The sequence below is a fragment of the Priestia sp. D51 genome, from assembly GCF_053345675.1.
In genome coordinates this window covers 373812-397103 of sequence record NZ_JBLTIR010000004.1, presented here as the reverse complement: position 1 = coordinate 397103, position 23292 = coordinate 373812, and the positions used below count along the sequence as shown (strand labels likewise).

The window sequence follows — 23292 nt, the reverse complement described above, 5'->3', positions numbered from 1 at the left end:
TGTACGAATTGATATGATACAAAGTGTATATAAATCTATTTAATACGTTATTTGCCATATTTTAAGAACTTATAAACCGTTATCAGACCATCATTCAAGCATTTTGGTTTTAGCAACTCTGACGAATTTGACTAGATTTGTATCGAGAAGATATTATTTGTTTACTATGAAAGGAATGGATTTTATGAAGTCTACAGGAATTGTAAGAAAAGTAGATGAATTGGGTCGCGTAGTAATTCCTATTGAATTGCGCCGTATTTTAAATATCAACACAGGTGATCCAGTAGAAATATATGTTGATGAAGATATTATTATTTTACAAAAGTATAGCCCGTATGGTGCTTGCTTAGTAACTGGGGAAATTACGCGTGAAAACTTAACCTTTGGTAATGGAAACGTTGTGTTAAGTAAAAAAGGTGCGGAACAGCTTTTACAAGAGTTAGAGCGTACCTTAAATAAATAAGAAGTTTTAGGTCTTAGTATAAGGAAGAATATCCATCCATCTTTAAACCAAAAAAGAACGTTCTTTTGAGAACGTTCTTTTTTGGTTTAAGCCGTTCGAGAAGATTTATCCTCCTCTAGCAGCTGCTTTTTTTGTATTTTTATCAAACGATACGCAAGTCCTGTTGCTCCTGCAGCGAGCCCAGCAATTAGTCCAACCCAATAGCCAAACGCCTGCAAATCGGTGTATTTTGCTAACACAATGCCTAAAGGTAGACCAATTACCCAATAAGATACCAAGGACATTAAAAAGGTTACATTTACATCCTTATATCCTCGCAGCGCACCTTGAATAGGAGCTTGAAGAGCATCAGAAAGCTGAAAGAAAATTGCATAAATCAAAAAGTGAGAAGTTAATGCGAGCACCTCTGCATCTTTTGTATATAAAGATGCTACGGATTCTCGAAGAGTAAATAAAAGACCTGCGCAAACAAAAGCCATGCCAACAGCAATTGTTATACCAATTCTGCTATAGCTTCGTGCATCCTGATTCCGTTTAGCACCCGCTTCAAATCCTACAACGATTGTTAAAGCCATCGAAATACTCAGTGGAATCATATAGAGAAATGAGGCAAAATTAATAGCTGCTTGGTGAGAAGCGATTGTAATGGTATTATATGAGCTCATAAACAGCGTGACAGCTGAAAAAATACTTGTTTCGAAAAATACGGAAAAACCGATAGGTAAACCAATTTTTAATATTTCTTTCCAGGCAGAAAATGAGATACGGTGAAATTTTTTAAATAAACCGAAGCTAGAAAAAGGCTCTTTTTTATGAATAATTAAAATCGATATGACAAGTATACACCAATATGTGATGGCCGTTGCATAACCAGAGCCTACGCCACCCAAGTGAGGGAAGCCCAGCTTACCGAAGATTAATACATAGTTTAAAGCCACATTAATCGGAAGCCCTAAAATGGTGACCAGCATAGACGTACGAGTTTGCCCTAAAGCATCAATAAAGTTTCGTAAAACCGTATAAATAAAAAGCGGAATAATACCAAAAGATAAAGCGATTAAATACTGTTTGGCAATGCGCATCACGTTTGCTTCTAAATTCATTCCTTTTAAGATAGGACTAACAACAAAAAAGCCGATTAAAATGATAACAGCGGCCATTAAAATGGAGACATAAAGCCCTTGAATGACAGAGAACGGAACTTTTTTCTTTTGATTAGCTCCCACCAGCTGTGCAACAATTGGCGTAATAGACATTAAAATTCCGCTTAGCCCTGTAAAAACAGGCACCCATAAGCTCGAACCAATTGCTACCCCTGCCAAGTCATCTGCACTAACTCTTCCTGACATCATCGTATCAAAGAAAGTCATTGAAAACATTCCAAACTGGGTGACCAATATCGGAAATAAAATAAAAACGAACTGCTTAACTTTTTGAGACGTTGAAAACGTTTGTTGCATTAAAAAACCCCCAATTTGAAAACATTTACACCAAAAAGCATTATATCACGCAAAGGCTTGTTTTTGCTAAGAGTTCTGACAATAAATTCAAAGAATGTATCCATAAAGAACACACTTTGAAAGGAAGTAAAAGGTAAAGTAGTATATGATTTTAATTTTGAGACGCGGTGGGATATGATAGAAAGTATAGTAGTTATCATTTAACGTGGAGGGATACGTGTGGATTTACAGTTGCAAAGTAAAAATGTACTCATTACCGGTGGATCAAAAGGGATTGGGAAAGCTATAGCTGCTTTGTTTATTCAAGAAGGAGCAAACGTTGGAATTGCTGCAAGAGGAGAGGAAGCATTACAGCATGCACAGTCAGAATTAGAAAACGTACGTACATATACAGCAGATCTAACAAACGAAGCGGATAGAGTTGCGTTAATTAAGAAATTCATTAACGACTTTGGGAGTATTGATATTTTAATTAATAACGCTGGAGGAAGTAATGGAAGCACGGCAATGGAAACAGATTTATCTCTTTTTCAGGAAGCAATGGAGCTAAACTACTTTTCAGCTGTCCACTTGAGCAAGCTAGCAGCAGCTCGTATGATAAAAGATGCGGCAATCGTTAATGTTACGTCTATTTTTGGGAGAGAAAGTGGAGGGAAAGTTACGTACAATAATGCAAAAGCAGCGCTTATCAGCTTTACAAAGTCATTTGCAGATGAAATGATTTCTAAAGGAATTCGTGTAAACGGTGTTGCTCCGGGAAGCATTTTGCACGAGACGGGTAATTGGAAAAAGAGAATGGAGGAAAATCCGGAAAAGATCAAGCAGTTTGTTGAAAATGAAATACCAGCGGGCCGCTTTGGAGAGCCAGAAGAAGTGGCAAACGCCGTTGTTTTTTTAGCATCTTCTCAAGCTTCATGGATAGTAGGTGCGACGTTAAACGTAGATGGTGGACAGTCAAAAATGAACTTTTAAAAAAAGTGCAGGAATTTCCTGCACTTTTTCATTATCCAATATCTTTTTGCATACGAGGAATCTGAAAATCTTCATTAATTGCGTCCGCTGTAAGCTGACCTGATAATGTCACCATTGGCACGCCGCCTCCAGGGTGTGTAGAGCCTCCTACAAAATAAAGGTTAGAAAGAAGCTGACTTCTTGCCGGAATTTTAAACCCTCCATTTTTCTTACGGTCAGTTGCTACGCCATAAATGGACCCGCCGTTAGCGCCGTAAAGCTCTTGGATATCGTTAGGAGTAAACGTATATTCAAACTCAATGCTGGAACGTAAGTCTTCTAATCCCATTGCCTCAAGCTTTTTTAGTACGACATCACGGTAGCGGTCTTTTAATGCAGCCCAGTCGTCGCCTTCTTTTAAAGGAGGTACATGAGTAAGAACGAACAGGTTTTCTTTTCCTTCAGGAGCTTGCGTAGGATCTGATTTAGACGATACGCCAATGTAAATTGTCGGATCCATCGCTATTTTCCCTTTGTTAAAGATTGTATCAAACTCTTCTTTCTGATCCTTTGAGAAGAAGAAATTATGATGTTGAAGCTGTTTGTACTGTTTGTTAACCCCTAATAAAAGAACAAGGCCAGAAACAGTAGGTTCAAATTTTGCAAGCTGCTGAGTTTGCTTAGCTGCTTGCGCATGATTTTTTAATAAATAGCGGTAAGTTGGAATGGCTTCTAGATTAGATACCACAACATCTGCTGATAGGCTTTCACCGTTTTTTAGTGTAATTCCAGTTGCCTTTGCTCCGCTTGTTGTGATTTCTTTTACCGGCGTATTTAGATGCACAGTGACGCCAAGTTCTTGAAGGAGCTTATCCATCGCTTCAGCAATTTTGTACATTCCGCCTTTTACGTAATAAATACCTAATCCTAGCTGAACGTGAGCAAGCTGTGTTAATACAGCCGGTGCATGATAAGGAGAAGAGCCGATGTACATAATTAAAAAATTAAACAATTGACGCAAATGTTTGTTTGAAAAATATTTGCGTGTAGTAGCATCCATAGATCTCATTGGATCCATTTGAAGCAGTTCTTTTACCGTGTGCATCGTTCGTAAATCGTGCAGTCCAGATAAACTTTTTTTATAAAAACTTTTTAAGTTCGATTCGTACATTTTATTTGCATAAGATAAATAGTCAAAAAAACCTTCAATGTCTTCTGGAGCAAGTTCTTGAAGCTGCTGAAGCATGCGAGGAAGGTCACTGGTCAAATCAATTTGTGTACCATCTTGGAAAAAAGTTCTCCACTGAGGCTCAATTCGTTCTATTGTCAAGTAGTCGTGGATATTGCGGCCTGCACTGTCAAACAGCTGCTCTAGCACCCACGGCATTGTTAAAATAGAAGGTCCCGTATCGAAAGAAAACCCTTTGCCGCTGCGAATATTTAACTTACCGCCAATTCGCTCGCTTTTTTCAACGACTGTTACATCATATCCATCAGCTGACAGACGAATAGCAGCTGACAGACCACCTAAACCTGCGCCTACAACAATTACTTTCTTTTTCATCTTTTTCCTCCTTATAAAACAAAAGCGAGTTGTCAACAATGTGTATAAAATGACTTCACGCAAAATAAAAATAGGTCTACAACTTTTTATTTTATCCAGTTCGCTAATTTTCATACGTGAAGGAAAGGAGAAAGAGATGTCTTTTTTACTGGTTGCTCTTGTCTTGACAGGTACGCTTGTCATCACTATCCCTACATTTAAACGTGTAAAAATAGTAAGAAACGATATGTCATGTTTGTCCATTATTATTCCAGCTAGAAATGAAGAAAAAAACCTTACCTTTTTATTGCAGTCACTCCAGTTACAGAACGCTGACTTTGAAGTGATTGTTGTAGATGACAACTCAACAGATCATACTGAGCGGGTAGCCAAAGCATTTGGCGTGAAAGTAGTGCACCCGGGGACACTTCCAGCTGGATGGTTAGGAAAGTCATGGGCATGCTGGAATGGAGCAAGAGAAGCAAAAGGCTCGTTGCTTTTGTTTTTAGATGCTGATCTTACAGTAGAGAAAGACGGAATTGAAAAAGTATTTTTCTACTATCAACAGCAAGGGGGGGTGCTGTCGGTTCATCCTTATCATCTTGTTAAGAGGCCTTATGAAATGTTTTCTGCTTTATTTCACTATGTTACGTTTGCATCGATTGGCGCTTTTCACCCCTTTAAAAATTGGAAAAGTCCTTCCGTCGGTTTCGGGCAGTGCTTGCTTTGCAGCGCAGCCTCCTACTTTCAAAGCGGAGGCCACGAAGGGATAAAAAAAGAAGTGGTTGAAAATATGGCACTGGTTGAGAAAATGAGCAAACAAGGTGAATTTATTACGTGTATGAGTGGACAAGGAGCTCTTTCCATGCGCATGTATCCAGATGGTATGAAAAGCCTGATAAGAGGGTGGAGTAAGAGCTTTGCTTCAGGTGCGGGGAAAACGGAAGCCATTTATTTATTTCTAGTAAGTTTATGGCTTACTAGCATGATTAATTATGTTCTTTTTTTACCTACTCTATGGAATCAACATGCAGGCTTGGCAATTAGCAGTTATGTTTGCTATGTCAGTCTCTTATTTAATAGCTTAAGAAAAATAGGTTCGTTTACTTTTTTTTCTTTGTGCTTATTTCCTATTCACGTCCTGTTTTTTCTGGGCCTATTCGTATGGTCTTTCATCCAAACAGCGGTGAGAAAGCAAGTTAAATGGAAAGAACGCAGCATATCTATAGAAGAAGAAAAAAAGAAGAAAGTGATAAAATGACAGGTGCTCAGCTCTTAATTAATATCATGGCATGGTTTGTGATTCACATGTTCATCGCCTACAGGTGCACAAAAATTTCTGCCTTTTATTTAAAAAAAGACCTTGCGCTGTTTAAGGTTCACAGCTGGGAAACAGTTGGAATATATAAAAAATTCGGGGTGCACCGATGGAAAACGTGGCTTCCTGATGCAGGAAAGCTATTTAAACGAGGGTTTTATAAAAAGAAATGGGAGAGTAGAACGAAGGAATATGCACAGCTTTTTTTAATGGAAACAAATCGAGCAGAGTTAACTCACTGGATCAGCATACTTCCTTCTATTCTTTTTTTTATATGGAACTCTCCTTCTATAGGTGTTTGGATGGTTATTTATGCGATTATTGCAAACGTACCGTTTATTTTGGTTCAACGATATAATCGAATACGGATTCATCAAGTCGTTTTAAAACTCAAACGAAATTAATTAACATGCCTTTGGCTCCGAGTAGGGGCCTCGGTTTTTATCTTTTTCTCCTTATTTGAAGACAATAATTTCTTGGATAAAAGAAAAAAAGAAGCAAAGGCGATATAAATACTAAAAAACACTAAAAATCCCCATAAGCCTGCTATGGCATCATCAAATTCCATGTTGCCTCGAGTGGTAATTCCTTGCTGAATTTCAATAGCAAAAACTAAGACAAGCATAACGGTAAGAGTATAGATAAAAGAAATAGCTGTAATACTAAATTTCCATTTTGACAATAATTTAAAGATCATATAAACGCTTAAAAACGTGAGCAGTCCAATAATGCCAATAATCCAGAAGTGAAGTTCTTTATCTGAAAGAGAAAATCCTAGTAAATAAAAAATATAAATTAATCCATCGTGCAATACATTAATAATATTTGTAATGAAAACAATACATTCTTTCATTTTTTCTCCTTTATAAAAATGTAAGACGTTTAAACTTCTAGGTATACAAGTATACGTAGCCCGTACTCATTCCAATTTTATATAAAAAATGCACTTTCTAGATCAAATATTAAAGAGATCTGAAATTTCAAATAATATTTATAATTTATATTATAAACAAAAAGGTAAAAAAATAAAAATTTTCGATGCAAACTGACACATTTTTTTCATATTTAAAGAAAGAAATAACTCAGAATATGTGGTTTACTGTAGAAAGAAAAGAAAATAAGAGGCATTGATATAACAAATATTCACAAGTGCTTTTATGCATTCTCTTGTAAAGCAGAAGGAAAACTAAGGCAAGTGTTAAATTTATATGTATAGTGGACAAAATAAAAAATAAATATAAAATAGTGAAACCTAAAGAGAAGCTGTCCGTATTAAATAGTGAGAAGAAAAAAGCGCAGGGTATATTTGTGTTTGAAAGCCGATAGAGCTGGGAATAAGAAAGTAGTTATTTTCTCACGTTTGGTGAAAATTATACGTAGCGGTGTTGACAATTTTTTTTAAAGAGTTAAAATGTGAAAGAACAGATTAGCTCTCTTACATTTTTTGTAAGGGAGATTTCTTTTTACATTTACTATAAAAATAAAAGTGAGCTTAAATTTCAATAGAGACAGAGGTGGGAATATGAAACAGCTCATGACAAACGGTAAAAATATTTTTTCGAAACAGCTGCCGTTATTTCTAATTGCAGTTTTGTTGTTTTGGATTAAAACGTATACCGTTTATCGTATCGAATTTAACTTAGGGCTAGATAATTTTATGCAAAAGTTCTTACTTTTCATAAACCCAATTGGTTCGGCAATTTTCTTTTTTGCCATTGCATTACTATTTAAAGGGCGCGGAAAAGTACGAGCACTGCTTGGAATGAATTTTTTACTTTCATTCATCCTGTACGCAAATGTAGTATACTATCGCTTCTTTAATGATTTTATTACTGTTCCTGTATTGACTCAGTCAAACAACTTTGGTCAATTAGGCGGCAGTGCTATGGCTTTAATTAGCCCAACTGATATTTTATACTTCACAGATTTCTTTATTCTTTTAGTTTTAGTATTATGGAAAAAAGTTGACTTACCAGCAACAATTAGTCGACGTACTGTGACAGGTGTATTTTTATCAGGGATTTTATTCTTAAGTGCCAACATCGCACTAGCGGAAATGGATCGTCCTCAACTATTAACAAGAACATTTGACCGCAACTATTTAGTAAAATATTTAGGAACGTATAACTATACGATCTATGACATCATCCAGAGCTCGAAATCTTCAGCACAGCGCGCGCTAGCAGATAGCAGTGATGTGGCTGAGGTAGAGAACTATGCAAAAGCAACGTATGCTGAACCGAACAAAGAATATTTCGGTCAAGCAAAAGGCAAAAACGTTATCTATATTTCATTAGAATCGCTTCAGTCATTTATGATTGGTTATAAGTTAAATGGTGAAGAAGTAACGCCATTCTTAAATTCACTATTAAAAGATCAGAACACAATGTATTTCGATAACTTCTTCCATCAAACAGGGCAAGGTAAAACGTCAGATGCTGAATTCATGATGGAGAACTCATTATTCGGCTTACCTCAAGGTTCTGTATTTACAACAAAAGCAAATAACACCTATCAGTCGCTATCTGGTATTCTAGATCAGCAAGGCTATACAACATCTGTGTTCCACGGAAATGGAAAATCGTTCTGGAACCGTGATGAGATGTATAAATCAATGGGTGTAGAAAAATTCTTTGATTCAGCTTATTACAATATGTCAGACGAAGATACGCTGAACTATGGTTTAAAAGATAAACCTTTCTTTAAAGAATCAATGCCGTACCTAAAAGGCTTAAAGCAGCCATTTAGCGCGAAGTTCATTACGTTATCAAACCACTTCCCTTATCCATTAGATAAGGAAGACCAAACGATTGGACCTCATAATACGGGAGATAAGTCAGTTGACCAATACTTCCAAACGGCTCGTTATTTAGATGAATCAATTAAGCAATTCTTTGAGGACTTACAGGCCTCTGGCTTAGCAGACAATACGATGGTTGTGATGTACGGTGACCACTATGGTATTTCTGAAAACCATAAGCGTGCAATGGGCAAAGTAATGGGTAAAAACATCAATGATTTTGAACAAGCTCAACTGCAGCGCGTACCATTATTTATTACTTCACCAGGCCTTAAAGGCGGCGTAAATCATACGTATGGTGGAGATGTAGATGTTCGTCCAACAGTGATGCATTTATTAGGTCTTGATACAAAAGACTATATTGACTTTGGTACAGACTTATTATCAAAAGAACATCAGCAAGTTGTACCTTTCCGTAACGGTGACTTTGTTACACCGAAGGTAACAAAAGTTGATCAGAAAGTGTATGACAACGCAACGGGCAAGCAGCTTTCAGATAAGGAAGCGAAACAGTATGATAAGTATGATGAACTAGTTAAGAAAAAGCTAGAACTATCAGATAAACTTGTTTACGGAGACTTACTCCGCTTTCATACACCAGAAGGGTTCAAACCAATTGAACGTTCGAAGTATGATTACAACAAGCGCGAAGATCAATAAAAAACAGGCAGCTATAAAAGCTGCCTGTTTTTTTGTTTTGTGAAACTTTTAAGGGATTTATCCGTATATAAATTATAACAGTAATCGTTTTAAGAGATGGGAAGACAATGGTATAATATGTATACGTTTAAAAGTTCGGTCACATTTAAGATAGGAGTGAAAGCGATGAAAGTCGTTCGAATCATAAAAAAGATTCTTGCCATTTGGGTAACAGGAGCAGTAGCCGTTCCGGTCAGCTATTTTGGATTCAGTACCACGATGATTCAATCCGTTGGCATTAGTATAGGAGTAATGGTCGTGATGAGCCTGTTTTTTATTATGAGCAGTGCTCGACGTCATTATCAAAATCCATATAGAGAAGAAATTGCATATGTGCGTCATCAAGTAAAAGAGGCAAGAAAGCAATTAAGAACCATTGGAAGCTATCGTTTTAAAATTCGGTCTGTTCATATGTGGACAGAACTTTCTAAACTATACAAAGTAGGCAAAAGCATCATTGAAATGGTAGAAAAAGAGCCCGCACGATATAAAGATGTTCAGCCCTTTTTTACGAACTACTTACAATCAACGGTTACCGTCATTGAAAGGTATATGTTTTTATTATCAAAACCAACGAAAAGCATAGAAGTAAAAGAAAGTCTTCATGAAGCGGAAGACATGCTGCGCGGGTTATCAGGGAAGTATGAGCATTTATTAACAAATGCTCTTTCACAAGATAAGCTGACATTAGATGTAGAGCTTAAAGTGCTAAAGCAAGCATTTGAAGAAGAGCAGCCATATATACCGACAGCTACTAATCGCACAAAGTAATGTAAATGCAAAGGATGGGATTTTATGATGAAAGAATATGATCAAAATAAATCGTTAGATGCGCTGCTTGATGATCCTTTTGCTTCGCCTACCCCGCAGTTACAATCGGATGCTCGCGCTGCAAAAAGAAGCACATACGATGATTTGACACCGGAATATCAGGAAAAAGCACAGAAAATCGCAAATCAAATTGATTATAAAAATCAGCAGGCTATCTTACAGTACGGGGTAGCAGCTCAGTCAGAACTATCTCAGTTTTCTCAATCTGTACTACAGCATGTTCAAACGAAAGATACAGGACCAGTAGGAGACGTTATAGGAGATTTGATGAGTAAGATTCGCCAAGTAAATCCCGATGACTTTTCTTCAAAGAAAAAAGGAGTCATCGGTCGATTTTTTTCAGGAGTCTCTAGGCCTATTCAAAATTTATTAACAAAATATCAAAGCATTAATGTGGAAATTGATAAAATTGCAGATAAGTTAGAGCGCTCAAAACAAATGCTGTATCGAGACATTACAATGTTAGATAGCTTATATGATAAAAATAAACAGTTTTATGAGGCGCTTAACGTTTACATTGCAGCGGCAGAATACAAGTTAGTGGGGCTGCAGAATGAAACGCTGCCCCAGCTGCAGCAAACAGCCTCTCAAAAAAATGACTACTTAATGGCTCAGGAGGTCAATGATTTAAATCAATTTATCAATAGGCTAGAAAAACGAGTGCACGATTTAAAGCTGAGCCGTCAAATTGCCATTCAAAGTGCACCGCAGATTCGATTAATTCAAGAAGTCAATCAGACCCTTGTGGAAAAAATTCAAAGCTCTATTTTAACAGCTATTCCACTTTGGAAAAATCAAGTAGTCATCGCAACCACTTTATTGCGCCAAAAGAAAGCAATGGAAGCCCAAAAACAAGTATCTAAGACAACAAACGACTTGCTTACTAAAAATTCAGAGCTGCTCAAGCAGAATACAATTGAAGTAGCTCGTGAAAACGAGGCGGGGATTGTCGATATCGAAACATTGAAAAAAACGCAGTCCGACTTGATTACTACGTTAGAAGAAGTATTAAAGATACAAGAAGAAGGGCGTACGAAGCGTACCGAGGCAGAATCAGAGCTGTATCAAATGGAAAACGATTTAAAAACTAAACTGTTAGATATGAAATAAAGAAAAAGTCGGTTTACACACTTTGTAAACCGACTTTTTTTCTGTTTTATGCATTTTGAAGTGTTTTCGCCATTTCCAAAAACGGAGTTAAATCCCTTTCGGATTTAGGAGCAAAGATCGTTAATCGGAAAGTAGGGTGTTGATTTTGCTTTCGAACAAGAAAGCCGTATGCATTACTTTTATCATCGGACGCTTTGTACGCAGCTTCTATCTCTAAGCTAGATTGAATGAGGTGCGTGTCAAGGGAAGCCACTTCCGAAAAGCCAGCTCTTAAAATTTCTTTTGTTTCTTTCTTCAGCTCCTCTACACTTTTATTTGAGGGAAACACTTCAATCCGCATCCACAAAGCATCATTTTTTTTATTGTAAATGACATCTTTTCGGGGCTCTTCTTCTGTAAACTCGTATCCTTCTAGTACGTAAAGCGTATAGTTTTGATTACTGCTTCTTTTAAGATAACCTACATCTGTTCTGCTGCTTCCTTTGTAAGGATAGGTGAAGTTTAGCTGTGGCAAGCGTTCTCTTGGAATTTCTTTTTGTGTGTTGATAAGCTCTTCGCGAAAAGCAGTTGAACAGCCACTCATCAAACATATAAAACAAACAAGAAATATCTTTTTTTTCATAGCTGGCTTCCTTATCTATTTTCATTCATGCGTTTTTACTGAGTTAACAATTGAAATTAACTTTTTTTCATCATCGGAATTTTTAGCCGTAACCATCGTGATTTTTAAAGCAGGGTGCCCCTTTGTTTCTCTTAATACATATAGTTTTGCCGTTTCTTTTTTACTCCCAGACATAGATGCAAACACAACGGGTTGAATAAATGGGGATGTAGAAGAAATTTTTAACGATTTTCCAAACTGGTCATCAAACAATTCTTTTGAACGATCTAGATATGGTGTGCTTGTACTTTCTTTCCCGGAAAGGACTTCAATTCGCATCCACGTATAGGGAGTCTTGGTTGAAAAAAGAATATCTTTTCCATCTTCTTCTTTTTGAAGCGTATATTCACCGGGCAATGAAAGAGAATATCCTTGTTCGCTTACGGTGAGCTGCTGATGTTTCTCGTTGCTTTCACTGATTGCTTTAACAGAAGGCAGTATAACCATGGTTCCGCTTATCATTAACAGAAGCGCTAAATAAAATTTTCGCATGTATATATCTCCTATTCAAAACGCTAGACAGCGTGTAATTACTATATAAAAATGTTTTCGCCATGTGAGAACCCGTAGGTTTATTTTTGACTTTTTGGTAAAGCTAAAAACACAATCAATTAGTAATGGAGAGAAGACTATGAAAAACCGTAAATCAACTTCTGCAGCTAATCGCCGTCAACAGCGCGTGTGTTTGGGTGATGAACGATTATTTGCAGTTGGTATTAAAGCGTTTATTGACAATACGCATGAATCACACCTAGACAAAAAAGGAGGTCATTGAGTGAAATGGTGCTTGTCAATTATTATTATTGTTTCCATTAATTTCTACGGTATTCAGGTGGATGCTGCAAAGAAGAGCAGATTTTATTATGAAAGAAAAGGAGATATCGTGTGGGAAGTTCCCATGAAAGATGAGAAGTTAATTGCGCTTACATTTGATGATGGACCAGATCCTAAATATACGCCGACTATTTTAAATTTATTGCAAAAATACGGTGCCAAAGCAACTTTTTTTGTAGTCGGCGATCGAATAACGTCATTTCCCAAGCTTGCTCAAAGAGAAGTTCGTGAAGGTCATGAACTTGCTAATCATACATATAGCCATTTGAAAGTAAGGGGCCAGGAAGTAGAGAGAATTGAACAAGAAATTGAAAAAGCGGATGAACGTATACAAGCTATTACAGGAATAAAACCTTACCTGTTTCGTCCACCTACTGGTTATTATGACGATCGGGTAGTAAAAGCTGCTAAAAATCAGCAGTATACGATTATTCTTTGGTCTTGGCATCAAGATACATTTGATTGGAGAAATCCAGGCGTCGGTAAAATTGTAAGTCAAGTGCTTAACCATGCCAGATCAGGAGATATTGTATTGTTTCATGATATGGGAGGAGATCGAACCCAAACCATTGAAGCATTAAAACAAATTTTACCGAAGTTAAAGGAAGAGGGGTATAAATTTGTAACGGTCTCAGAACTTTTAAAACATCATCCCAATTATAAATCTCTTTATTTGATGCAACAGCAAAAACAGCACTCCGTTCAATAAGCGGGTGCTGTTTTTCTAGTAAAAGCTTTAGCTAATCTTTTAACTGGTTTTTCCTTCTCTTTCGTCCCCATCAGACGTATTTTTTTGGAAAAATGCTTTTACTTTATCTCGTTTTTTCTTCGAAATAAGAATATATAATGTATCACCTGCAAAAATTTGTGTATTTCCTCTAGGTGTAAGTAATTTATCATCTCGAATAACAGCAGTCACTAAAATGTCTTCAGGGAGGTGAAGTTCTTCAAGCGATTTACCTGATATATCTGCATGTTCCACGAGCTTCAACTCAATCATTTCATTTTTGGTTTTGCCCATCGAAACAAGCTCGAGACTGTGAGGAACCGTCTCTTTTTCACCTTGAGAAAGGTTTAGAAATTTGGCTAAAGGAGCGATTGTTGCTCCTTGAAGAAGAGCGGAAGTTAAGACCACAAAGAAAACGACGTTAAAAATGAGCGTGCTGTTCTCCAAACCTGCCATCATAGGATAAGTAGCCAATACAATTGGAACAGCTCCTTTTAAACCGGCCCAAGAAATAAACAGTTTTTCTTTGGATGAGTATTTAGCAAACATCATCGAAAGAAATACGCCGAGTGGACGAGCGACAAACATAAGTAAAAGAGATAACAGTATACCCTGCCAAATGATATCTAGCAGTTGATTAGGAAAGACAAGAAGGCCGAGTAAAATAAACATTAAAATTTGCATCATCCATGCAAAACCTTCGTTAAAGCGGACAATTGTGTGACGATAAGTTAGATCTGCATTTCCTACTACCACTGCCATTACGTATACAGCAAGTAGACCGCTTGCCTCTACAAATGTGGAAATTCCATAGGTTAAGGCGGCCAATGACAATGTGAGCACAGGGTAAAGCCCAGAAGAATCTAAATTAATTCGATTAATAATCCAAACGGATGCTTTTCCAAGTACTAAACCAAGTACCAGCCCGATTCCCATTTGCCAAAAGAAATTAAAGATTAATGAGAGGATAGGAGAGTCTGGATGCTGAATTAATTCAATAATAGAAACGGTTAAGAAAATGGCCATCGGATCGTTGGAACCAGATTCTGCTTCTAGCGTGGAGTTTAGTTTTTGGCGGATGTTCTGTGTCCCTAGTACAGAGAACACGGCTGCAGCATCTGTAGAGCCAACGATTGCCCCAAATAAAAAGCCTTCAAGCCAAGTAACGCCCAAAATATATTTGGCAAGTACACCCGTTAAAACTGTCGTAATGAGGACTCCGAAAGTAGCTAATGAAACGGAAGGGCGAACAACGCGTTTAACATCTTTCCATTTGGTCTGCACGCCTCCATCAAAAAGAATAATGATAAGCGCTAATATTCCGAATCCTTGTGTTAAAAGAGCATTGTCAAAGTAGATGTAGTGGCTAACAACCATTCCTACAATAATAAAGAGTACAAGCGAAGGGACCCCAAGGCGAGTAGAGAACTTTGCAGTAAGTACCCCTATGAGAAGGAGAATGGATAATAAGAGAATTGAATGGTCTACCGTAAAATCCAAAAAATACACCTCTTTTGTTTAAAATTTTTATGTAAGCAATAAGTGAGGTTCCTCTACAATAATTGTAGCATAATGGATTTAAAACCTTGAGAAATCTGCTTATCAAAAAAAGAGATGCATAAACATCTCTTTTTTGGTCATGTATGAATAACAGGGATAGATTCTTATTTAACATCTTGCTCGTGATAAAGATGAGGAGCTTTAAATGTTGCTTTCTTTTTAACGGAAGAACCTTGTTGGTCTGGACGGGAACGATCGTAAATAGCTGTTCCAACAATCTCAGCCACATCTTGAAGTTTTTCTTTGCTTATTTTATCAAGGGTATCTTCAGGCGTATGATACCAAGGTTCAGACGGACTGTGAATAAATAGAGCAGCCGGTATTCCTGCCTCTGCAAAAGGAACGTGATCACTGCGGCCGCCAGCTTGGAATGGCGTAGGTGATCCATTTAATCTTGTACTTGAGGCTTGAGCTAATTCTGTGACAAGATTTGGTGTTCCATCAGCTGTATTCATCACCAAATCTCCCGCATCTCGACTTCCTACCATGTCTAAATTAAACATTCCAACAATACGATTTTTCTCATTTTCAGATAGCTCACTAACATAATGCTCGGATCCTAGTAAGCCTACTTCTTCAGCTCCGAATGTAACAAATCGCAGTTCTGTATCGGTAGGAAGAGTTTTAAATACGCGAGCTAATTCAAGCACCATTGCTGTTCCAGAAGCATCGTCATTTGCCCCAGGTGCTCCGGCCACAGAATCATGATGAGCACCTACTACAATAATATCATTTGTTCCTTTTTTCTTAAAAGTAGAAGGTTTAGCAGCGGTTACATTATAAGATGTTCGCTCACTTACGACAGCTCCTTCAATTTTTACTGTACCTGAAGGCTTTTCGCCTTTTCGAATAGAAGTAAGAATCTTTTCACCTTCTTCTTTGGTAACAGCAAGAGACGGAATGTAGTTATCATTAGCGCCTCCAAGCGTTCCGTTTAGCTCACCGTCTGTATTATTAAAAATAATGACGGCTGCAGCCCCTTTTTCAGCAGCATTTAATACTTTTTCACCAAAAGTAATACTGCCTCGCTGAACTAATACAATTTTACCTGTCACATCTTTGTTTGCTAAATTATCTTTTGTACCCAGCCCTCCATCGACAATTTCAGCTGTGACATTTCCATTGGTGCTATAAGTAAAAGTTGTTGGAGAGTAGCCGGTACCGTTTACGATTAGTGAAAAACTAGCTGCTGGTGTGTAACCGGTAAAGGTAAAAGGTTCCACTTCGCTCTCATAGCCTAGTTTAGACAAACGCTTTTGAACAAATGTAGCAGCTTCGCGTTCAGCTTCAGTTCCTGCCACACGAGGTTTTTTTGAGAGATACGCAATGTCTTGATAAATTTTCTCAGCATTAATTTTTTTTAATACTTTTTGTTCAGAACTTTGATGGTGAGAAGCATTTGCAGAAGTAGAAGCTTGTACACTTGTAAAAGATAAAGTCAAACTTGTGGCTACAGCCAAAGAAATCACGGTTTTTTTCATTAAAATCCCCCTAAATTTATCGATGTAGTTGGTACTATTCGAATTTACAATATTAAGAAAATACAAAAAAGAGTATTATTACCTAAATGTTCCAGGATATTCCGTATCTAAATTCCTATTTTAATAGAGAAAATAATTCAAATAAAATGAAAATGCGGAAACAAATAAAGAGGATAAAAGAAACTGTGTCAAAAGTAATAAGAAAAGGTATTAGATAAGAATAAAAAAATAAGGTAAACTAGTTTAAAAGTAAGAAGAATATTCAGAACTTAATTGATGAAACATAGAGAGTATTCACATAAAAAACAAAGGCTGGTGGGAAATATTGATAAAAAATAGGGAGGGTGTACGAAAAGCAGCGGCGGTAACGGGTCTTCTGCTTTTAGGGGTGTACACCGTCTTTCAAACAATGGCATTTTTTAAAGGAGCATATGCTCTTAGCAGTTTGATAAAAGATAGTTTACTAGTGGGCATAACGGCTGGCACGTTTTATTTACTTCATAAGCGTTCGGTTTATACCCAGGTGTCTGATGAACAGTATCAGCTTGCTACATTAATAAACTCAATGCCAGATTTTATTTGTTTTAAAGATGGAGCTGGCAAATGGGTGGCGGTGAACGATTTTGGAAGAGAACTTTATCATTTAAAGGGTATTGATTACAGGGGTAAAACCGATGCAGAGCTTGGGGAGCTTGTGCCTTTCTTTCAAGCGGCTTTCTTACACTGTATTTCATCGGATGAAGAAGCTTGGAGAAAAAAGGAAAAGGTACGCATGGAAGAAGCATTTGAAATACCAAACGGCGAGGTCAAAACATTTGACGTCATTAAAGTACCTGTGTTTTTTGATGATGGCTCAAGAAAAGCTCTTATTACGATTGGACGAGATATCACTCAGCAAAAGCTTGCAGAAGCGCTTCTGATAAAAAAGGAAAAGCTTTCTGTAGTAGGCGAGTTAGCTGCTGGAATTGCCCATGAAATTAGAAATCCGCTTACGAGTATTAAAGGGTTTGTTCAGCTCATGAAAGAAACAGACCGATCCGCGGTAGGGTATGCTAATATCATGCTTGATGAGCTGGAACGAATTAATGGTATTGTTAGTGAAATGCTCCTGTTGTCAAAACCTGAAAGTGAACATTTTCGCGTGTTTTCTCTTACAGAAGCGGTTAAGTATGTAATGAGTCTAACTTCCCATGAAGCTTTATTGAAAAATATTGACTTCTTATACGATGAACAAACAAATAACGCTAGTGTATATGGAAATAAAAATCACCTTATCCAAGTATTACTTAATGTTTTTAAAAACGCAATTGAAGCCATGGATAAGCCTGGAAATATTTATATCACAATCAAAACAGCGCAGGATGAGCATATTTTTATAGAAGTTAGAGATGAAGGGGTAGGAATTTCTAAAGACCGTCTAGAACATATAGGAGAACCGTTTTTTACTTTGAAAGAAAAAGGAATGGGGCTTGGATTAACAATCAGCTCTAAAATTATTCATGATCATCACGGTACCCTGCAGATTGAGAGTGAACAGAAAAAAGGGACGATTGTTAAAATCCGACTGCCTCTGTATATCGAAGATACGGCGGTTTTTGCAAGCAAATGAAATGTTGTAAACGAAAAGTAATGAAAACGTCATCCATTTCTTATTGCTAAACGCAGCTGTACATGATGTAATAAAAGAAACGAACATGTCAGGAAGGTAGCAAAATGAGACGTGCAGATCAAAAAATTATATTACCGTATACACCGGAAAATTTAAGAATGCTATTGCTTCAAGTATGTGACGGAGAAAACCCGTTTTCCCATCAAGACCTTGCGTATTGGTGTGATAAATATACTCTCCATTATTATGAGTATGAAGCGGATGAAACGCAGTGGATGAATGATATGCAGCAGACAGATAATAGGCAAGATCTAGCTAAATCCTATGCCATTGCTAAAGATATTGGCTGGCAGTGGTACTTTTATATGGCTAGAGGAACGACGCTATCTGATATTCAATATGTCGAGCTTCACGAACTAGAATTACCCAGACATTTGTTTGTAAAATGGCTAAATGAATTATATGAAATGTAATCCTATATATGAATTGTAGTACATCCGGTCTGATGAAAGAAAGGCCATCTCTGGTAACGGAGGAAAAGACCACTGAAGTACATACAAGCGTAAAATAGAAAGCTAAGGAAAATCCTTAGCTTTTTTGTTTTGTCAAAATTATTCAAAAAAACTGTCTTTAGGAAAAAACATAAAACCTAGTTGACTTATTGGTATTGTTGTATTATAAGTAATAGAGACATAAATTATGGAAAAATTACAGGGGGAACATCTATGAATAACTTATTAGTCATTCTAAACATCCTTATTATGCTGGCACTGCTTGCGGGGCTGTTTATGATGCAGAAAAAACATGTATCATTTTCAAAGCGTGTGTTCACGGCGCTTGGCCTAGGGATTATTTTTGGCTTTGCTCTTCAGTGGGTGTATGGTCCGACTCATGAAGTAACGATAGCGGCCGCCGATTGGTTTAGCATTGTAGGAAGCGGATATGTGAAGTTTCTTCAAATGATTGTTATGCCGCTTGTATTTGTATCGATTGTATCGGCATTCACTCGTTTGAAATTGACGAGCAATATTGGAAAGATTAGTAGTTTAATTATTGGGATTTTGCTTGTCACAACAGCGATAGCAGCTGCAATTGGTATTTTTACAACAACGAGCTTTAATTTAGAATCTGTCCAAATCACAAAAGGGGAAGCGGAACTTCAGCGCGGAGAGGACTTGGAAAACAATTTATCTAGTTTAGAAGCAAAAACAATTCCGCAGCAAGTAGTAGAATTATTACCTGCTAATCCGTTTCTTGATTTAACAGGCGCACGATCAACTTCCACGATTGGCGTTGTCATCTTTGCCGCATTTGTTGGAATTGCGTATTTAGGCGTGAAGCGTAAAAAAGCTGAGGAAGCGGCGTTATTTTCAAAAATTATTGATACGCTTTATGCAATTGTCATGCGTGTAGTGACGCTAATTCTTCGTTTAACTCCTTATGGGGTACTTGCAATTATGACCAAAACAGTAGCAACGAGTGATATTGATGCAATTGTTAAACTTGGAAAATTTGTTGTAGCATCATATGTCGCATTGGCAGCTATGTTTATCGTTCACTTAGTTATTCTAACAATCATCGGTGTAAATCCGATCACATATGTTAAGAAAGTATTTCCTGTATTGGCGTTTGCCTTTACTTCTCGTACGAGTGCTGGAGCATTGCCTTTGAATGTTAACACACAAACAAGACAGTTAGGGGTTCCAGAAGGAATTGCGAATTTTGCAGGTTCATTTGGTCTTACAATCGGTCAAAACGGATGCGCTGGAATATATCCAGCTATGATAGCCGTTATGATTGCACCAACGGTAGGTATTGATCCTTTAACGCCTTCATTTATTTTCACGTTGATTGCCATTGTAGCAATTAGTTCGTTTGGCGTAGCAGGGGTTGGCGGAGGAGCGACATTTGCGGCTTTACTTGTATTATCTTCTATGAATTTGCCCGTAGCGCTAGCAGGCTTATTAATTTCAGTAGAGCCATTGATTGATATGGGGCGTACGGCGCTTAATGTAAGTGGAAGCATGACAGCCGGAGTCGTCACTAGTAAATTAACAAAAGAGCTAGATACAAACGTATACAACGATCAAACCATCTCACCTGAAACAGCAGAAGTGTAAAAGAGATACGTCATCCGTAGTTAACATTGTTAACTATGGATTTTTTTTCTTTATCCACATAAAATAGGAAAAAATACTTATGATAACGCTTTCAAAAAAGGTTATAGTGAAAAATGTGTACGTACTTTATTTTATGGGAGGGTTTTCATTGAAACGTAGTTGGACTAAATATGCAATGGTACTGACGGCTTTACTCTTACTAGTAAGCTCTTTTTTTAGCCCATTTATGCAATCGTTTGCATCTGCAGCAGACGCAACAAAAATCACGATTCACTATCAGCCTGCTCCAAATGATACAAAGGAATGGGGATTATGGGTTTTTCCTGAAGGAGGAGAAGGGAAGCCTTACGCATTTACAGGGCAAGATCAATTTGGAAAAGTAGCGGAAGTTGAATTACCCGGTACTTATGACAAAGTAGGTTTTATTGTTCGAACAGAGTCGTGGGAAAAAGATGGAGGAGACCGCTTCGTTTCGGTGGAGAACGGTGAAGGAGAAGTATGGGTGAAAAGTGGAGATGAACATACATATACGTCTCCTCCTGACGGTGAATACCGAGATTTACCGAAGTTTGATAAAGTAAACGTTACCTTGAATTATCATCGGTACGACGGAGATTACAGCGGGTGGAACATTTGGACATGGCCCGGTGATGAAAAAGAAGGCAAGCAAATCGAATTTACGGAAGACACGAATTTTGGGAAGAGAGCGACTTACGCCATTAACAGTGGAAGTGGAAATTTATTTGACAAAATTGGTTTTATTGTACGCCATTCTACTAGTGACAGCGATTGGGAAAATAAAGACGGAGGAAACCGCTTTATTACCAAGGTTGGTAAAGATGGGAATGTAGAAGTATGGATTGTTCAAGGACAAAATCGAATTTATTATGATAGAGCAGGAGTAGATATCACTCGGAAAATCACGAAAGCGACTATGGATACATTTAATCAAATCACCTTAGAAACAAACGTGCCGTTTGACTCTTCTAAGAGTGTAGGAGACATTGAAATTGACGGAGCTCAAATTGAGAAAGTGATACCTTATAAAGAGGGAGAAGACGCTGCTACTACTAAAGTTAAAATCATAACAAAACAGCCTTTGGACGTTACAAAAACGTATAAAGTTAAGCAAAAAGGATACGGATCAGCTGATGTAGTCAATGGAAATGTCGTGCGTACGAAAGAATTTGACGAAAAGTATGCATATAGCGGAAGCGATTTAGGAAACACATATTCTAAGAAACAAACAAATTTTCGCGTATGGGCTCCAACTGCAAGCGAAGCCAAGCTAGTGACTTATTCGTCATGGAACTCGAAAGCTTTAAAAGAAATTTCTATGACTAAAAGTGAAAAAGGAACGTGGAAAGCGGAGTTAAAAGGAAATCAAGATGAACTAATTTATACGTACAAAGTAAAAATTGGGAACGTCTGGAATGAAGCGGTTGATCCATATGTACGAGCAACAACGGTCAATGGAGATCGCGGAGTCGTCGTAGATTTGGCTAAAACAAATCCGAAAAAGTGGAGTACAAATAAGCCGAAATTTAAAAATCCAGAAGATGCCATTATCTATGAACTGCACGTACGAGATTTATCGTCTCAAAAAGAGAGCGGTATCAAAAACAAAGGAAAATATTTAGGCGTAGCGGAGTGGAATACGAAAGGACCAAATGGAGTAAAAACAGGACTCAGTCATATTAAAGATTTAGGTGTAACGCACGTCCAGTTCCTGCCTATTTACGATTATCGTACGGTGGATGAAACGAAATTAAACGAGCCGCAGTTTAACTGGGGATATGATCCGAAAAATTATAACGTCCCAGAAGGCTCCTATTCAACAAACCCATATAATCCTAAGACTAGAATTATTGAGCTTAAACAAATGATTCAAACGCTTCATGACAAGCAGCTTCGCATGGTAATGGACGTTGTTTATAATCACGTGTATGCAGTGAGTGAGCATAGCTTTGATAAACTAGTTCCAGGCTACTACTTCCGTTATAAAGAAGATGGAACTCTATCCAACGGAACAGGTGTTGGAAACGACACGGCGTCTGAACGGAAAATGGTTCGGAAGTTTATCGTAGATTCTGTTGCGTATTGGGCAAAAGAGTACCACATTGACGGGTTTCGGTTTGATTTAATGGGGATTCACGATACAAAGACAATGAATGAAGTGAGAAAGAAATTAGATGAACTTGATCCTTCCATTATCGTCTTAGGAGAGGGCTGGGATCTAGGAACCGAGCTTGACGCTAAGCTCAAAGCTAACCAGAAAAACGCTCAGGATATGAAGCGCATCGCTCACTTTAATGACGGTATGCGGGATGGTCTTAAAGGCAGCGTATTTTTTGATCATGACAACGGATTTGTGAATGGAAAGCAAGGACAAGAAAAGCTCATACAGCAAAGTATAGCAGCTGGAATTGATTATGATCGTTCAACTGCCACGTATGAAGATCCAGATCAAGTTGTTACGTATGTAGAAGCGCACGATAACCATACGTTATGGGATAAGCTTCAGCTGACGAACCCTGCTGACACCGAGCAAACGAAAAAGCAAATGCACAAGCTTGCTTCTTCTATTATTTTAACATCTCAAGGAATGAACTTTATACATGCAGGTCAAGAGTTTATGAGAACAAAAGGCGGAGACCATAACAGCTATCAGTCACCCGATTCTGTCAATCAGCTAGATTGGAAGCGCCGAGCAGCTTTCAGCCAAGAAGTAAATTACATGAAGGGACTTATTGCGCTTCGAAAGCAATATTCGTCATTTAGAATGACGAGTGCACAGGCTATTCATCAAAATTTACGCTTTGTTGATGCACCAGCAAACGTAGTAGGTTATACGTTAAATGCTAAAGCTAATAAAGATAAAGCAAACGAAATAATGGTGATTCATAATGCAAATAAACAAGCTCAAACGGTTCATTTGCCTTCTAACAGAACGTGGAGATTACTTGTTGACGGCGAGCGGGCCGGAACAAAAACGCTCCGTACGGTGAAAGGAAATACAGTAAACGTTTCGCCTCTTTCGACATTTGTACTAGTAAGATAAGTTTTAGATAGCTAGAATGCATGTAGAAAAATTCAGAATATTTTATGCAAAATTGTTGATTTTA

The 23292-nt window shown here is 37.5% G+C and carries 20 protein-coding genes; 13 read left to right on the top strand and 7 right to left on the bottom strand.

The features are described from left to right. Nucleotides 1–184: 184 nt before the first annotated feature. On the top strand, nucleotides 185–463 hold the full coding sequence (locus tag ACNHOZ_RS18745; protein WP_025752053.1) for an AbrB/MazE/SpoVT family DNA-binding domain-containing protein: 279 nt from the start codon (nucleotides 185–187) through the stop codon (nucleotides 461–463). Nucleotides 464–549: 86 nt separating this feature from the next. Here ACNHOZ_RS18745 and ACNHOZ_RS18740 read toward each other — a convergent pair whose 3' ends face one another. Further along, nucleotides 550–1923, bottom strand: coding sequence for an MATE family efflux transporter (locus tag ACNHOZ_RS18740; RefSeq protein WP_028413627.1), 1374 nt, complete (start codon nucleotides 1921–1923; stop codon nucleotides 550–552). Between the two features lie 219 nt (nucleotides 1924–2142). On the opposite strand from ACNHOZ_RS18740, the gene ACNHOZ_RS18735 reads away from it, so the two are divergent. Next, entirely contained in the window at nucleotides 2143–2895 is a 753-nt protein-coding gene (locus ACNHOZ_RS18735) for an SDR family NAD(P)-dependent oxidoreductase (protein WP_255900582.1), read from the top strand. A gap of 31 nt (nucleotides 2896–2926) precedes the next feature. Here ACNHOZ_RS18735 and ACNHOZ_RS18730 read toward each other — a convergent pair whose 3' ends face one another. After that, the gene (locus tag ACNHOZ_RS18730; RefSeq protein WP_048021283.1) at nucleotides 2927–4438 is read right to left on the bottom strand and encodes a phytoene desaturase family protein; all 1512 of its coding nucleotides are present in this window, start codon (nucleotides 4436–4438) and stop codon (nucleotides 2927–2929) included. A 136-nt stretch (nucleotides 4439–4574) separates the two neighbouring features. On the opposite strand from ACNHOZ_RS18730, the gene ACNHOZ_RS18725 reads away from it, so the two are divergent. Next, nucleotides 4575–5678, top strand: a complete 1104-nt coding sequence (locus ACNHOZ_RS18725) for a glycosyltransferase (protein WP_048021281.1) — start codon at nucleotides 4575–4577, stop codon at nucleotides 5676–5678. After that, the gene (locus ACNHOZ_RS18720) at nucleotides 5621–6139 is read left to right on the top strand and encodes a glycosyl-4,4'-diaponeurosporenoate acyltransferase CrtO family protein (protein WP_228307693.1); all 519 of its coding nucleotides are present in this window, start codon (nucleotides 5621–5623) and stop codon (nucleotides 6137–6139) included. The genes ACNHOZ_RS18725 and ACNHOZ_RS18720 overlap by 58 nt, the downstream gene beginning before the upstream one ends. On the opposite strand, the gene ACNHOZ_RS18715 is transcribed toward ACNHOZ_RS18720, so the two are convergent. Beyond that, the gene (locus ACNHOZ_RS18715; RefSeq protein ID WP_013056728.1) at nucleotides 6136–6588 is read right to left on the bottom strand and encodes a hypothetical protein; all 453 of its coding nucleotides are present in this window, start codon (nucleotides 6586–6588) and stop codon (nucleotides 6136–6138) included. The two genes, ACNHOZ_RS18720 and ACNHOZ_RS18715, sit on opposite strands and share 4 nt — an antisense overlap. Nucleotides 6589–7257: 669 nt before the next feature. Here ACNHOZ_RS18715 and ACNHOZ_RS18710 point away from each other — a divergent pair. The 3 genes from ACNHOZ_RS18710 (at nucleotide 7258) to ACNHOZ_RS18700 (ending at nucleotide 11175) form a co-directional block, all read left to right on the top strand. Continuing rightward, a complete protein-coding gene (locus tag ACNHOZ_RS18710) occupies nucleotides 7258–9195 on the top strand; it encodes an LTA synthase family protein (protein ID WP_013056729.1) in 1938 nt (645 codons plus the stop codon). A 165-nt stretch (nucleotides 9196–9360) separates the two neighbouring features. Next, nucleotides 9361–10005 (top strand): 5-bromo-4-chloroindolyl phosphate hydrolysis family protein, encoded by a 645-nt coding sequence (locus ACNHOZ_RS18705; protein WP_028413622.1) that lies wholly within the window; start codon nucleotides 9361–9363, stop codon nucleotides 10003–10005. Between the two features lie 24 nt (nucleotides 10006–10029). Beyond that, entirely contained in the window at nucleotides 10030–11175 is a 1146-nt protein-coding gene (locus ACNHOZ_RS18700; protein WP_447697274.1) for a toxic anion resistance protein, read from the top strand. Nucleotides 11176–11221: 46 nt separating this feature from the next. On the opposite strand, the gene ACNHOZ_RS18695 is transcribed toward ACNHOZ_RS18700, so the two are convergent. Both ACNHOZ_RS18695 and ACNHOZ_RS18690 read right to left on the bottom strand, forming a co-directional pair. Beyond that, a complete protein-coding gene (locus tag ACNHOZ_RS18695; protein WP_048021277.1) occupies nucleotides 11222–11797 on the bottom strand; it encodes a hypothetical protein in 576 nt (191 codons plus the stop codon). A 21-nt stretch (nucleotides 11798–11818) separates the two neighbouring features. Then, a complete protein-coding gene (locus tag ACNHOZ_RS18690) occupies nucleotides 11819–12328 on the bottom strand; it encodes a hypothetical protein (protein WP_033578782.1) in 510 nt (169 codons plus the stop codon). A 139-nt stretch (nucleotides 12329–12467) separates the two neighbouring features. Here ACNHOZ_RS18690 and ACNHOZ_RS18685 point away from each other — a divergent pair, with 139 nt between their 5' ends. Together ACNHOZ_RS18685 and ACNHOZ_RS18680 are read left to right on the top strand one after the other, a co-directional pair. Continuing rightward, nucleotides 12468–12611 (top strand): hypothetical protein, encoded by a 144-nt coding sequence (locus ACNHOZ_RS18685; RefSeq protein WP_013056734.1) that lies wholly within the window; start codon nucleotides 12468–12470, stop codon nucleotides 12609–12611. Beyond that, entirely contained in the window at nucleotides 12612–13379 is a 768-nt protein-coding gene (locus tag ACNHOZ_RS18680) for a polysaccharide deacetylase family protein (RefSeq protein WP_048021275.1), read from the top strand. A 39-nt stretch (nucleotides 13380–13418) separates the two neighbouring features. On the opposite strand, the gene ACNHOZ_RS18675 is transcribed toward ACNHOZ_RS18680, so the two are convergent. Together ACNHOZ_RS18675 and ACNHOZ_RS18670 are read right to left on the bottom strand one after the other, a co-directional pair. Further along, nucleotides 13419–14897 (bottom strand): potassium/proton antiporter, encoded by a 1479-nt coding sequence (locus ACNHOZ_RS18675; RefSeq protein ID WP_048021273.1) that lies wholly within the window; start codon nucleotides 14895–14897, stop codon nucleotides 13419–13421. A 164-nt stretch (nucleotides 14898–15061) separates the two neighbouring features. Further along, a complete protein-coding gene (locus ACNHOZ_RS18670) occupies nucleotides 15062–16438 on the bottom strand; it encodes a M28 family peptidase (protein WP_048021271.1) in 1377 nt (458 codons plus the stop codon). Nucleotides 16439–16763: 325 nt separating this feature from the next. Here ACNHOZ_RS18670 and ACNHOZ_RS18665 point away from each other — a divergent pair, with 325 nt between their 5' ends. The 4 genes from ACNHOZ_RS18665 to pulA all read left to right on the top strand — a co-directional run bounded on the left by ACNHOZ_RS18665 (nucleotide 16764) and on the right by pulA (nucleotide 23228). After that, nucleotides 16764–18047 (top strand): ATP-binding protein, encoded by a 1284-nt coding sequence (locus ACNHOZ_RS18665; protein ID WP_048021268.1) that lies wholly within the window; start codon nucleotides 16764–16766, stop codon nucleotides 18045–18047. A 104-nt stretch (nucleotides 18048–18151) separates the two neighbouring features. Then, on the top strand, nucleotides 18152–18520 hold the full coding sequence (locus ACNHOZ_RS18660; protein ID WP_013056739.1) for a hypothetical protein: 369 nt from the start codon (nucleotides 18152–18154) through the stop codon (nucleotides 18518–18520). Nucleotides 18521–18772: 252 nt separating this feature from the next. Continuing rightward, nucleotides 18773–20167: an L-cystine transporter gene (locus tag ACNHOZ_RS18655; protein ID WP_048021266.1), complete on the top strand. Its 1395-nt coding sequence runs from the start codon at nucleotides 18773–18775 to the stop codon at nucleotides 20165–20167. Between the two features lie 79 nt (nucleotides 20168–20246). Further along, entirely contained in the window at nucleotides 20247–23228 is a 2982-nt protein-coding gene (pulA, locus tag ACNHOZ_RS18650) for a type I pullulanase (protein WP_048021264.1), read from the top strand. Nucleotides 23229–23292 lie beyond the last annotated feature (64 nt).